This is a genomic window from Collinsella aerofaciens, from assembly GCF_041537385.1.
In the GTDB taxonomy this organism is placed as follows: Bacteria; Actinomycetota; Coriobacteriia; order Coriobacteriales; family Coriobacteriaceae; genus Collinsella; species Collinsella aerofaciens_BV.
In genome coordinates this window covers 422,346-435,388 of sequence record NZ_JBGORS010000001.1, presented here as the reverse complement: position 1 = coordinate 435,388, position 13,043 = coordinate 422,346, and the positions used below count along the sequence as shown (strand labels likewise).

Below are 13,043 nucleotides of genomic sequence, written 5' to 3'. Positions count from 1 at the left end.
GATTCAAATACCCATGATTGCAAAGACCATTCGCACCTGTTTTCCGATCGCTGCGGCTGCCGTTTCCGACAAGGCCGAGGAGATCAACAAGCTCAACGTCTTCCCCGTGCCCGACGGTGACACCGGCACCAACATGTCGCTCACGCTCGCCTCGGTGACCAAGGAGCTCTCCGCCCTTCCTGCCGACGCCGACATGGAGGCCATCGCCGGCGCCATCACCCACGGTTCCCTGATGGGCGCCCGTGGCAACTCCGGTGTCATCACCTCGCAGATCCTGCGCGGTGTGGCCGAGGGTCTTGTCTCTGCCGACGAGCCCATTACGTCCGCCAACATCGCCTATGCGTTCCGCCGAGCCGTCAAGGTCGCCTTCCAGGCCGTCCGCAAGCCCATCGAGGGCACGATCCTCACGGTGCTGCGCGATGTCTCGACCAAGGCCGACGAGTGCGAGAAGAAGAAGTTCTCGGCCGAGGACGCGCTCGACGCAATCGTCGTCGAGGCCTACCAGTCCGTCGCCCGCACGCCCGACCTGCTGCCCGTCCTCAAAGAGAACGGAGTGGTCGACTCCGGCGCCTTTGGCTTTGCCATCTTCCTGGAGAACTTTGTTGCCGCTGCGCTTGGCCGCAGCACCGTGGTCGAGGATTTCTCCGCTACGTTTGATTCCGCCGGTTCTGCCCGCGATGCCGCTCTTGGCCGCGTTGAGATCGAGGCCAACGACGACTGGGAGGGCTCGGAGTTCCGTTACTGCAACGAGTTCCTGTTTAAGGCTGACGCTCCCTTTGACGAGGACGAGTGCCTCAAGTTCCTGGGTTCCATGGGCGACTGCGAGCTGCTCGTGGGTGCTTACCCCGATTACAAGATCCACGTGCACTCCAACACCCCCAACCTGGTGCTCGAGCACATGCTGCAGCTTGGTCAGATCTATGAGGTCTTTATCCATAACATGGAGATGGAGGCCCACGACCGTACCGCCAAGATCCACGAGGATCAGGAGAAGGCCGCCGAGCCCGCGAAGGCCCTGGGCTTTGTCGCCGTTGCCGCTGGTTCCGGCGAGGCAGACATTCTCAAGTCCCTCGGCGTTGACGTGATCGTGTCCGGTGGCCAGACCATGAACCCCTCGACTGCAGACCTGCTGGGCGCGGTGGACCAGGTCAACGCGACCTCGGTCATCATTCTGCCCAACAACGGCAACATCCGCATGGCCGCCGAGGCCGCTGCCTCAGCCTGCACCGACAAGAAGGTCGCCGTCGTTCCCACCAAGACCGTTCCTCAGGCCTTCTCCGCGCTGTTCGCGGTCCTGCCCGATTCCGAGCTTGAGGATGCCGTCGCCGCTATGGTCGACGCCATCAGTGAGGTTCGCGATGGCGAGGTCACCCGTGCCGTGCGCGATTCCAGCGCCTCCGACGGCTCGCCGATTCACTCCGGTGACGTCATGGGTATCATTGCCGGCTCCATCGATGTGGTCGGCTCCGACGTGAAGCAGGTCACGCTCGATTGCATCAACCGTATGCAGGAGGAAGATGAGGGCGACGCGCTGACGATTCTGGCCGGCGAGGAGCTGTCCGACGAGGCCTTCCAGGAGATCGTTGACGCTATCGAGGAGGCTCAGCCCGATCTGGAGATTGACGCTCATCGTGGCGAGCAGCCGCTCTATCCCGTGATCTTCTCGATCGAGTAGGCATCTGCCCATGTCCGAGCTGTGCTCCGTGCCGCGCGTCTCGGAGCGCTTTGCCCAGAGCAATGCGCTCGACGAGGATATCGCGCGACTCAAATATGTTTCGGGTAAACGTGAGGAGGCCCTTCGCCGTCTGGGAATTCGGACGGTGGGGGACCTCCTTCTCCATATCCCTCATCGATACCTGGACTTTACGCGCTCCTGGTCCATCGAGATGGCGCCCATCGGTACCGTGTGCACCATCATCGCCACGGTCGACCGTATCGTCCAAAAGCAGCCGCGTCCGCGCATGCAGGTGACCGAGGTCTCACTCGTTGACGAGACGGGCGTGCTGCAGGTCGCCTTTTTCCGCCAGCCCTGGATTGTCCAGCAGCTTAAGCAGGGCGACCGCCTGGCCGTGATGGGTAAGGTCGAGTTTGCCTACGGCTTTAAGCAGATGGCCTCGCCGCACTTTGAAAAGCTTGAGGAAGGGCGCGCCGCGGGCACTATCCTGCCGGTCCATTACGTGAGTGATGGCGTGAGCCAGGCGTGGATGCGCCGCATCGTAAGTGGCGCGCTCGAGGTCGTCGGCAATCCCTTTGATCCCATTCCGGCACGCTTACGCGTTAAACGTCGCCTGATGAGCAATGCCCGTGCGCTTCGATCGATCCACTTTCCCTCGAGCATGGCTGAGCGCGATATCGCGCGCGCACGGCTTGCCTACGAGGAGTGCCTCTACCTGCAGCTGGCGCTGCGCCTGCGCAACGACGGCGGCCTGGTCGATGTGGTGCCCTATGCCCACGCCGCGGGCGAGCACCTGGCCGCGCTCAAGCAAGCCCTGCCGTTTTCGCTGAGCGACGAGCAGGAGGCCGCGTTCCAAGATATCCTGCGCGATATGTGCGATGGCGGGCGCGTGATGAACCGCCTGCTGCTGGGCGATGTCGGAACCGGCAAGACCGCCGTTGCCGCTTGCGCGCTGGCAGTGGCTGCCGATAGCGGCACCCAGGCCTGCGTTATGGCGCCCACGGGCGTTCTGGCGCGCCAATATGCCGATAAGACTGGCCCTCTGCTCTCGCAGGCCGGCATGTCCTGGGCGCTTCTGACGGGCGCCACGCCGGCCGCAGAGCGCGAGCGCATCCATGTACAGTTGGAATCGGGCGAGCTCGACGTCCTCTTTGGCACCCACGCGGTGCTTTCGGATAACGTTGCGTTCAAGCATCTGTCGCTCGTGGTCATCGATGAGCAGCACCGGTTTGGCGTCGGCCAACGCAACGCCCTGCGTGCGAAGGGCCCTGGTGCCGATCTGCTCGTTATGACGGCAACGCCCATCCCGCGTACGCTGGCGCTTTCGGTCTACGGCGATCTGGACACGAGCATCATCCGCCATCGGCCCGTCCCTGGCGCTGGCGTGACGACACGCGTGCTTACCGAGTCGAGCCGCGACCTTGCCTATGGCGCCATCCGCGAGGCGCATGAAAAGGGTCAGCAGGCCTACGTGATTTGCCCGCTCGTGGAGCCGAGCGACTCGGCAGATGAGCTGGAGGACGTGCCCGGTATAGCCCGCGACGACGAGGGCCGTGTGACGGTCCCCGTGCCGCTGCACGATACGGCGACCGAGCTCGATCGCCTGCGTCTGGCGTTGCCGGGTCTTGTCATCGAGCGCCTTCACGGACGCATGCCAGCGGGGGAGAAGGACCAGGTTATCGATGCCTTCAAGCGTGGCGAGATCGACGTTCTCGTCTCGACTACGGTGGTCGAGGTGGGCGTCGACGTGCCCAACGCCACCGTCATGGTCATCGAGAATGGCGAGCGCTTTGGGTTGGCGGCCTTGCACCAGCTGCGCGGGCGCGTGGGCCGCGGCAGCGTGTCGGGCACGTGCCTGGTCATGACGCACTCCAAGGGCAATGGCGGCGCATCGGCGGCGCAAGACCGTCTCCAGTCGCTCGAAAAAACCTCAGACGGCTTTACGCTCGCCCAGATGGATCTGCGTTTGCGCCACGAGGGTGAGATTCTTGGCTACCGTCAGCATGGCGGCGTGACCCTGCGCTTTGTGGACCTGGACGCCGACGAGGAATTGATCGAATGGGCCCATTTGGACGCGGTCGAGCTCTTGCGGTATGCTTGCAACCTTGACTCCGTGGCGACGCGCCCCCTGCGCGATGCGGTCGCCATGCGATATCGACACATTTTTAAGGAGGTCAGCGGAGGATGAGAATCATCGGCGGCGAATGGCGCGGTCGTAAGATCGAGGAGCCCCGTGGTCGCGATGTCACCCGCCCCACGACCGATCGTGTGCGCGAGGCATGCGCATCTATGGTCATGTCGGCATTTGACTTCGATCTGGACGAGGTCCGCGTGCTGGACGCCTTTGGCGGCTCCGGCGCTTTGGGTATCGAGATGCTCTCACGTGGTGCCCGCTCGCTCACGACGTTCGAGATCGATCGGAATGCCGCGCGGCTCATTACCAAGAATATCGAGTCGCTCTGCCGTGACCGTGCGCGTTGGCGCGTGATAACGGGCGACATGCTGGTGAGTGCCTCGCGCGGTCGTGTGCCGGGCGGCCCCTTTGATTTGGTCCTGCTCGACCCGCCCTATGCTTTTGGTGCCGAACCGGTCGAGGTGTTGCTGCGGAACCTGGCTCAGCAGGGTCTGCTTGCACCTGGCGCTTATGCCCTGTTTGAGCATGCCGCCGCCGATGTGGGCGCGCATCCGGCAGACTTTGAGATCGTGCGCGAGAAGCGCTACGGCATTACCTCGGTCGACCTGCTTCGTTGGGTCGGCGATGACGATGGCGAGGGCGATAGCGCCGGCACCGATGCTGACAACAACGATGCCACGACGTTTCAGGAGGACGCCCATGAATGACACCATCAACCGCGTGATCGTCCCGGGCACCTTCGATCCCATCACGTTTGGCCATATCGACGTCATCCGTCGCGCCCGCCGCATCTTTCCCAGCGTGATCGTCGCTGTTGCCGAGTCGCAGGGTAAAAACGGTGTGGGTACTACGTTTATGCTCGATGAGCGCGTGGCGCTGGCCCGCGAGGCGCTCGGTGATATCGACGGCGTCGAGGTCCTGCCCTTTACCGGCCTCTTGGTCGACTTCGCTCGCGAGCAGGGGGCGGGGGCCGTGGTCAAGGGCCTGCGCGCCATGACCGACTTTGAGTACGAGCTGCAGCAGGCAGACCTCAACTATCGCTTGGATAGCGAGCTAGAGTCCATCTTTGTCATGAGTGCGCCGCAGTACGGCTATATCTCGAGCTCGGTCGTTCGCCAGATCGCCTCGCTCGGCAGCGATGTATCGACGTTTGTCCCGCCCAACGTGGTCGAAGCGCTCAGACATCGCTTTTCGTGACGTTTCTTATTGCCTGGTGGCATGTGGTAAACTAACACGATGATATGATACCTATGAAAGGAGACCGGATGCCGGGCGAGAATTTTCCTGGCGATAGGATCGTCAGCTTGGTCGATGAGCTCGAAGGGCTGATCGAGGAAGCCAAGCCGCCTTTCGGCAAGAACGCTCAGTTCAAGGTCATTGACGCCGACGTGTTCTTCAACATCCTCGACGAGATCCGCATGAGCTATCCCGAGGAGTGGCAGAAGTCCCGCCGTATCCTTAAGGAGCGCGAGGAGCTTATGGCTTCCGCCGCCGCTCAGGCCGATTCCATCATCGCCGATGCTCAGCAGCAGGCCCTCACCATTGCCGGTGAGCAGGAGATCGTCCGCTTAGCACAGCAGCAGGCCGACGACATCCGCGATCGTGCCCAGCAGTACGAGCGCGAGACGCGTTATGCTGCCGAGGACTACGCAGAGCAGGTCTTTACGCACCTGGAGGAGAACCTTAAGAGCCTGACCGGCACCGTTACCCGTTGCCGTCAGCAGCTCAACGAGGGTGCCGCCCAGCAGAATGGTCAGTGGTAATGGCTGAGTTCCCGAGCGTTACCGTCGATCTTTCCGAGCAGCTCGAGTTTCCTGGAGATTCGTATCCGCTGACCGGTAAGGTCGATGTCGCCACCTACACGGTGGGCGAGAAGGAGTACCAGCTGCAGGACGGCATCGACTACGACGTTGTCTTTACCAATGCCGGTACCGGTGTTTTGCTTACCGGCATGGTCCGCGCGCACGCCACCGGCGAGTGCGACCGTTGCCTGGAGCCTGCATCGTTTGATATCGCCGGCGAGATCGAGGAGTTCTACCTCTTTGAGGAGCCCGAGGATCCCGAGGCCTACGAGGACGGCTATGAGCTCCTCGGTGAGGACCGCATCGTGGATCTGGGTGAGCCCATCAACGACGCGGTCGTTATGGACACGCCGTTTGTGGTGCTCTGCAAGCCCGATTGCCGCGGTCTGTGTCCCACTTGCGGTTGCAATCTCAACGTCGAGCAATGCGATTGCGCCGCCCAGGCAGAGGCAGAATGGGCCGCTGCCACGGAAAATCCATTTGCAGCATTGAAGAATCTCAAGCTCGATGAGTAAAACTGTGGTAGTATCGCTACTTGCGCGTAATCGCCACACTGGATAGTTCATAAGGAAGGTCACTATGCCCGTACCTAAACAAAAGCAGGGTCGTATCCGCACTCACACCCGTCGTTCCGCCAACATGAAGATCTCGGCTGCGGCTCAGTCCACGTGCCCCCGTTGCGGCGCTGTCAAGCTTCCGCACCACGTGTGCCCCAGCTGCGGTTTCTATAAGGACCGCGAGGTTATCGTTACCGAGTAACGGTATACTCTGGATGCGATGCCGTTCCAAATGGAACCACAATGGCCGGCTCAATGAGTCGGCCATTTTTGTATAAGGAGCATGTATATGAGTAACGTTCGCGTTTGTGTAGACGTTGTGGGCGGAGACGAGAAACCTCAGGTTGTTCTCGATGGTATCGAGGCTGCACTTGCCGCCGATCCCGATATCGAGGTCTTGGCAGCTGGCCCCGCCGAAATCGTCAATCCCTTTGCTGCTTCCCATGCACGTGTTGAGGCCCTTGAGGCACCCGACGTTATCGCCATGGATGACGATCCCATTCGCGCCGTGATGACCAAGCGCAAGTCGTCGATCGTGCTGTCGTGCCGCGCCATCAAGAAGGGAAATGCGGACGCGTTCTTCTCCGCCGGCTCGACCGGTGCCATGACCGCTGCCGCCACCGCCTATGTGACGCCGTTTAGATATATGGTCGAAGGCAAGAAGCAGCCGGTGCGTCCCTGTCTGACCAATGCGCTGCCCAATCGCGCCGGCGGTCTGACGGTGCTGTGCGATATGGGCGCCAACCCCGATGTCGAGGTCGATGACATGGTGCGTTTTGCCCAGATGGGTAGCGCCTATGCCCGCGTCGTCCTGGGTATCGAGCATCCCCGCGTGGGCCTGCTTGCCAATGGCACCGAGGACGAGAAGGGTTCCAACTTTACCAAGGCCTGCTTCCCGGCCATGAAAGCCGCCGTTCCCGGCTTTGTGGGCAACTGCGAAGGCACCGACCTCACCTCGGGCAATTTTGACGTCGTGGTCGCCGATGGCATGTCGGGCAACATCGCGCTCAAGGCCACCGAGGGCGCTGCCAAGTTTTTGCTGCAAGAGCTCAAGGGTGCCTTTATGGCCTCGCTTGGCACCAAGGTCGCCGCGCTGCTCATTAAAAAGCAGATGCGCGAGATAAAGGCCAAGCTTTCGGGCGATGCAAAGGGCGGCGCGATTCTTTTGGGCCTGCGCGGCGTGGTCCTGATCGGCCATGGCGCCACCTCGGTCGAGGCTGTTAAAAACGGTACGCTCGCGGCGGCCGAAGCCGTGCGCGCGGGGCTGGTCGAGAACGTCGCCAACTCCATGGACGGCATCGTTTTGTAAGAGCGAGTTAGAGCGCTGTTATGTGCCTCGCGGCCTGCTTCGTGGGGTAGAATCAGAACCGTGTCTTGGTACCGCCCGGGCGGTACCATTCTTTTGGTATTCATGCACTATGAGAGGAAGCGCTATGGACCGCTCCGAAATCTTCGACAAGATCGCCGAGGTCGCTGCTGACGTTCTGGGCGTCGATGTTGCCGAAATTAGCGATGAGACCACCTTTGACGACCTCGATGCCAACTCGCTCGAGCGCCTGCAGCTGGTTACGGCTATCGAGGACGAGTTCAACCTCGAGATCGATGACGAGACTCTGCTCTCGCTCAACTCTGTCGCCGACGCCGTCGACGCGATTGAAAACGCCAGGGAGGCCTAGGTCTTGGCTTTGTCTGAACGACTTACGCGCGCCCAGGAAATCCTGGGCCACGAGTTCAATAATAAGGTGCTGCTGCGCGCGGCCCTTACGCATCCCTCGGCAGTCGAGGGCCAGCCGGTTTCTGCCAGCTATGAGCGCCTTGAGTTCTTGGGTGATTCCATTTTGGGCGCCGTCGTCGCCCGTTCGCTCTTTGAGTCCTATCCCGAGTTTGACGAGGGCAAGCTCACGCGCCTGAAGGTGTCGCTTGTCTCGGGCGCTACGCTGTCCGAGGTGTCGCATGAGCTGGGCATCGACGACATCATTATCTTTGGTGCCTCCGAGACCGGTACCGGTGCGCGCGGCCTGCACTCGGCGCTCGAGAACGTCTACGAGTCGCTCGTGGGCGCGCTGTACCTGGATGCCGGCTGGGATGTTGCGGCGGACTTTATCCATCGTACGCTCAAGCCGCACCTGGCCTCCGAGCGTGCCGAGCACCCCGCGAACCCCAAGTCGTTCTTGCAGGAGTGCGTGCAGGCAGACGGCCACGAGCCTCCCGCGTACAAGCTGGTCGGCTCCGAGGGCCCCGCGCATGCGCCCACCTTTACCGCTGTGGTGCTCATCGACGGTATTCGCCAGGGCCGCGGCACCGGTTCCTCCAAGAAGGAGGCCGAGGGAGCCGCTGCGCTCGAGGCACTCGACCGCATGGGCTACACCACCAACGGCGTGATTCTCAACAAGAAGCCTGTTTAAGCGAGGAACCGTGTATCTCAAGTCCCTCACGCTCAAAGGGTTCAAGTCGTTTGCCGACCGCGCCCATATGTCATTTGAGCCGGGCCTGACCGTCATCGTCGGTCCCAACGGCTCGGGAAAATCGAACATCTCCGACTCGATTCTGTGGGTCCTGGGCGAGCAGAGCGCCAAGCAGCTGCGCGGCCAGGCCATGGAGGACGTCATCTTCTCGGGCTCGTCGGCACGCAAGCCGGTGGGTGTCGCCGAGGTCACGCTGGTGCTCGATAACTCGGACCATATGCTGCCCGTCGATTTTGACGAGGTCGCCATCACCCGTCGCATGTATCGCTCGGGCGAAAGCGAGTACCTCATCAACTCGAGTCCGTGCCGCCTGATGGACATTCAGGACATCCTACACGATTCGGGTCTGGGCAAGGATACGCATTCCATCATCAGCCAGGGCAAGCTCGATGCCATTTTGCAGAGCCGCCCCGAGGAGCGCCGTGCCCTCATCGAGGAGGCCGCCGGCATCTCCAAGCACAAGCGCCGCAAGGAGCGTGCGCTCAAAAAGATTAAGTCGATGGACGAGCACCTGACGCGTGCCCGCGACATCAGTAAGGAAATTGCCCGTCAGCTGCGACCGCTGGAGCGTCAGGTCGATCGTGCGCGTAAGTACAAAGAGCTGTCCTCGCGCGCGAACGAGCTTACGCAGATGTTAGCCGTCGACGAGCTGCGTTCGCTGCAGTCGCAGTGGAACGACCTTGAGAGCCGCTCCAAGGAAGGTGCCGCCGAGCTGGAGCTTGCGCAGTACCGCATGGGCGAAAAGGAGCGCGAGCTCGAGAAGCTTCAGGTCATGCTCGAGGAAAAAGGCCTGTTTGTGGGCGACCTGGGCGAGCAGCGCCGTCATATGCAAGATGTGGTCGGTCGCATTAACTCCGATATGCGCCTGCTCGAGGAAAAGGGCCACAACATGGTGTCGCGCCTGTCCGACATGCGCGGCCAGATCTCGAGCTCCGAGCATCAGCGTCGTCGCGTGGTAGAGGAGCTCGAGGGCGCGCGTGCACAGCTTGAGGAAGTGACCGGTGCGCACATGCAGGCCCAGGAGGACGTTGACGCCGCCGGGCCTGCCGCCGCTGAGCTCCACGAGCGACGCGTTGCTCTCGACAATCAGATTTCGCAGCTTACGCGTGAGCAACGCGATGTGCAGTGTGTGGCCGATAACGCCGCGCTCGAGCTCGCTAAGGTGAAGGATTCCTTGAGCAATGCCGAGGTCGAGGACAACATGTACGCCTCGCGCCTGGAGCAGATCGATGAACAGCTCGAGGAGGTCACGGCTTCGCTCGAGAGCCGTCGCGACCGCGCCGAGGAGCTTGAGGGCGCACTCGATCAGGCCCGCCAGGCCCAGGTCGATGCGCGTGAGGCCACCGAGGTCGCCCGTGCGGCCCTCAAGGACCTGCGTGCCCGCGAGAGCGAGGCGCGCAACAAGCTGTCCGAGGTGCGCTCGGAGCTTGCCAGCCAAAAGAAACTCGATGCCCGCATGGCCGACAGCTCGCCGCTCGTGAGTCGACTGGTGGGGGCGTTGGGCGATGACGTAGCGGGTCGCCTGGGCGATGTGCTCGAGGCCCCGCGCGAGCTCGAGGGCCTGGTCGAGCAGCTGCTTGCCGGCGACATCGATGCCCTGTTGTTTGATGACGCTGATGCTCTTGAGCGCGCCGGGCGTGCCGCCCTGGACCAGAAGAAGGCCTCGGGCGAGGCACTGCTGGTGGCGCGCGGCGTGAGCGGCGGTGCTGCTGCCGAGGGCGCTGCCGGCTCTCGTCTGGTCGATTGTCTGTCTGTGCGCGCCGGTTATGGTCCGATTGTCGAGGCGCTGCTCGGCGGCTATTACGTGGTCGATGACTTGGCCACCGCGCTGGCTGCGCCTGTCATTGACGGTGTGACCTACGTAACTCCCGATGGCGCCCGCGTGTGCTGTGGCGGTCTGGTGCGCGTGGGGCTCGATGCCGGCGAGGCTTCGGGTGCCTTGGAGCGTAAGCGCCGCATTCGTGAGCTCGAGGGCCTGGAGCCCGATCTGGCTGCTATCTTTGAGCATGTTTCGGACCAAGTCGTTGAGGCCAACGCCGCCGTTGAGGAGGCCCGTGCTGCCGAGGGCGATGCCGCCGGCGAGATCGCTCGCCTTGAGGGCGAGCGTCGCTCGCTGCTCTCCGAGATCGGCCGTCTGGAGCAAAGCGCCAACAATGCCGAGGTCGAGCGTGTGCGCATCTCCAAGCGCCGCGAGCAGGCCGCAGAGGCCGTTCGTGCTGCGCGCCCGCGCGTGGACGAGCTCACTCGTTCGCGTGACGAGGCTCGTGCACAGGCGAGCGACCTGGGCTTGCAGATTGCCGAGGCCAATGACGAGCTCGACCGTGTGCGCCGCGATGACTCCGAGGCCGCCGGCAAGCTCGCCGATGCCAAGGTCCGCCTGGCCCAGACGAGCGAGCGCCTTCGTTCTCTGAAGGGCCGCGTGCCCGATCTGGAGCATCGCCTGGAGGGCATCGACCGCCGTATCCGCGGAACACGCCAGGCCTCGCGCTCACTCGAGCTGCTGCGCCTGCGCGTCGATCCCATGCACGAGCGCTATTCGGCCCTGCTGGAGCGCGCGTCAGATTGGGCCGCACGTCTGCGTGACCAGGCCTCTCTGGAGGAGGCGGACTCCGCTTCGCTTAAGAAGACCATCGAGGATGCCAAGGCAGAGGTTGCCCGTGCTAAGGAGCGGGTCGATACCGCCACCGCCACGCAAAACGAGTTCAAGGTCGCACGCGGCAAGCTCGAGGTGCAGGTAGAGGCCGCCATTAAGGCCATTACCGCCGATGGCAACACGGTACTCGAGGAAGCGCTCATGCTTCCCGCGCCCACGGACCGCGATGCCGCCGAGCGCGAGCTCAACCAGCTTGTGCGCCAGATCAACAACCTGGGGCCTGTGAACCAAGTTGCCATGGAGGAGTACGAGCAACTCAAGCGTCGCGCCGATTACATCGAGGAGCAGCTGGCCGATCTGGAGAGCGCGCGCAAGGCGCTCACCAAGATCACGTTGGCCATTGATCGCAAGATGCGTAAGGCCTTCCTGGTGACCTTTGAGAAGGTCGATGCGAACTTCCGCGAGATCTTCGCCATGCTGTTCCCGGGTGGTCAGGCGCATCTGGAGATGACCGACCCCGAGCATCCGGCCGAGACAGGCATCGAGGTCGTGGCGCAGCCGCGCGGCAAGCGCATCACCAAGATGATGCTCATGTCGGGCGGCGAGAAGAGCCTGACGGCTCTCGCCCTGCTCTTTGCCGTGTATCGCACGCGTACGGTGCCGTTCTATGTGCTGGACGAGGTCGAGGCGGCGCTCGATGACGCCAACCTGTCCAAGCTCATCGGCGCGCTCGACGTGTTGCGTTCCGATACGCAGCTCTTGGTTATCTCGCATCAGCGCCGTACTATGGAGGACGCTGACGTCCTCTACGGCGTCTCGATGCAAGCCGACGGCGTCAGTCGCGTCGTCTCGCAAAAACTCGATCGCGAAACCGGAAAGGTCGTGAATGCATAATGGGATTCTTTGACGCTCTCTCGCGCGGACTTGAGCGCAGCCGCGAGGCCCTTAACGAGGTCTTTTACTTTGGCGGTGAGGTCGACGAGGATTTTTGGGAGGACCTAGAGGACACCCTCGTCATGGGTGACATGGGTGCCGAGGTCGCGATCAAGGTGTCCGATGATCTGCGCGATACCGCGGCCAAGAAGAACCTCAAGACCGCCCCGCAACTCCGTCGTGCCCTGGCCGAGCAACTCGAGCAGCATTTTGTGCCCGCCGAGCGCGATCCGTTCGCCAACACGCCGAGCTGTGTGCTGTTTGTGGGTATTAACGGTGCCGGCAAGACCACGACGGTCGGCAAGATCGCGAGCGCCATGGCCGCCCGCGGCAAGAACGTCGTGATCGGCTCGGCCGATACCTTCCGCGCCGCCGCCATCGAGCAGCTCGATGTGTGGGGCCAGCGCGCCGGCGTCCCCGTTATCAAGCGTGACCGCGGCTCCGACCCGGCAAGCGTTTGCTACGACGTGCTCGACGAGGCCGATAAGCGCGGCAGCGACCTGGTACTTATCGATACCGCCGGTCGCCTGCACACGAGCCCCGAGCTCATGCGCGAGCTTGCCAAGGTGGTCAACGTGACGCGCAAGCGCGCCGCCAATATGGCCGCCGGCCCCATGCCCGTCTCGGTTGTCCTCGTGATCGATGCCGCAACGGGCCAAAACGGTCTGAACCAGGCGCTCGAGTTTAACGAGGCGTTGGGTCTGGACGGTATTATCATGACAAAGCTCGACGGTACGGCTAAGGGCGGCATCGCTATGGCCGTGGCCGATAAGCTCAAGCTCCCGATTCTGCGCATCGGCGTGGGCGAGCAGGTCGATGACCTGCAGGAGTTCAATGCCAAAGATTTCTGCCGCGCCCTGGTGGGCGAGTCCAACTAAGGAGTA

The 13,043-nt window shown here is 62.6% G+C and carries 12 protein-coding genes; all 12 read left to right on the top strand.

What is annotated here, in order from left to right; translation table 11 throughout:
• Window positions 1-13 precede the first annotated feature (13 nt).
• The 12 genes from fakA to ftsY all read left to right on the top strand — a co-directional run bounded on the left by fakA (window position 14) and on the right by ftsY (window position 13,037).
• Window positions 14-1,675 carry a DAK2 domain-containing protein gene (gene fakA / locus ACEG18_RS02000; RefSeq protein WP_372541054.1) on the top strand — a complete coding sequence of 554 codons (1,662 nt, stop codon included), beginning with the start codon at window positions 14-16 and terminating at the stop codon, window positions 1,673-1,675.
• A 10-nt stretch (window positions 1,676-1,685) separates the two neighbouring features.
• On the top strand, window positions 1,686-3,863 hold the full coding sequence (locus ACEG18_RS01995) for an ATP-dependent DNA helicase RecG (protein WP_372541053.1): 2,178 nt from the start codon (window positions 1,686-1,688) through the stop codon (window positions 3,861-3,863).
• Window positions 3,860-4,516 carry a 16S rRNA (guanine(966)-N(2))-methyltransferase RsmD gene (gene rsmD / locus ACEG18_RS01990; protein ID WP_372541052.1) on the top strand — a complete coding sequence of 219 codons (657 nt, stop codon included), beginning with the start codon at window positions 3,860-3,862 and terminating at the stop codon, window positions 4,514-4,516. The genes ACEG18_RS01995 and rsmD overlap by 4 nt, the downstream gene beginning before the upstream one ends.
• Window positions 4,509-5,006 (top strand): pantetheine-phosphate adenylyltransferase, encoded by a 498-nt coding sequence (gene coaD / locus ACEG18_RS01985; protein ID WP_117847654.1) that lies wholly within the window; start codon window positions 4,509-4,511, stop codon window positions 5,004-5,006. The genes rsmD and coaD overlap by 8 nt, the downstream gene beginning before the upstream one ends.
• A gap of 68 nt (window positions 5,007-5,074) precedes the next feature.
• The gene (locus ACEG18_RS01980; protein WP_040358176.1) at window positions 5,075-5,572 is read left to right on the top strand and encodes an ATP synthase subunit B family protein; all 498 of its coding nucleotides are present in this window, start codon (window positions 5,075-5,077) and stop codon (window positions 5,570-5,572) included.
• Window positions 5,572-6,126 (top strand): YceD family protein, encoded by a 555-nt coding sequence (locus ACEG18_RS01975; RefSeq protein WP_055309521.1) that lies wholly within the window; start codon window positions 5,572-5,574, stop codon window positions 6,124-6,126. Before ACEG18_RS01980 ends, ACEG18_RS01975 begins: the two co-directional genes overlap by 1 nt.
• Window positions 6,127-6,190: 64 nt before the next feature.
• Window positions 6,191-6,370, top strand: coding sequence for a 50S ribosomal protein L32 (gene rpmF / locus ACEG18_RS01970; protein WP_022094017.1), 180 nt, complete (start codon window positions 6,191-6,193; stop codon window positions 6,368-6,370).
• A gap of 87 nt (window positions 6,371-6,457) precedes the next feature.
• Window positions 6,458-7,477: a phosphate acyltransferase PlsX gene (gene plsX / locus ACEG18_RS01965; RefSeq protein WP_372541051.1), complete on the top strand. Its 1,020-nt coding sequence runs from the start codon at window positions 6,458-6,460 to the stop codon at window positions 7,475-7,477.
• A gap of 124 nt (window positions 7,478-7,601) precedes the next feature.
• On the top strand, window positions 7,602-7,844 hold the full coding sequence (locus ACEG18_RS01960) for an acyl carrier protein (RefSeq protein WP_055309519.1): 243 nt from the start codon (window positions 7,602-7,604) through the stop codon (window positions 7,842-7,844).
• A gap of 3 nt (window positions 7,845-7,847) precedes the next feature.
• Complete coding sequence (rnc, locus tag ACEG18_RS01955; RefSeq protein ID WP_195535315.1) at window positions 7,848-8,573, top strand: ribonuclease III; 726 nt, start codon at window positions 7,848-7,850, stop codon at window positions 8,571-8,573.
• A 10-nt stretch (window positions 8,574-8,583) separates the two neighbouring features.
• The gene (gene smc / locus ACEG18_RS01950; RefSeq protein WP_372541050.1) at window positions 8,584-12,120 is read left to right on the top strand and encodes a chromosome segregation protein SMC; all 3,537 of its coding nucleotides are present in this window, start codon (window positions 8,584-8,586) and stop codon (window positions 12,118-12,120) included.
• Entirely contained in the window at window positions 12,120-13,037 is a 918-nt protein-coding gene (gene ftsY, locus ACEG18_RS01945; RefSeq protein WP_372541049.1) for a signal recognition particle-docking protein FtsY, read from the top strand. Before smc ends, ftsY begins: the two co-directional genes overlap by 1 nt.
• The last annotated feature ends 6 nt before the right edge of the window (window positions 13,038-13,043 follow it).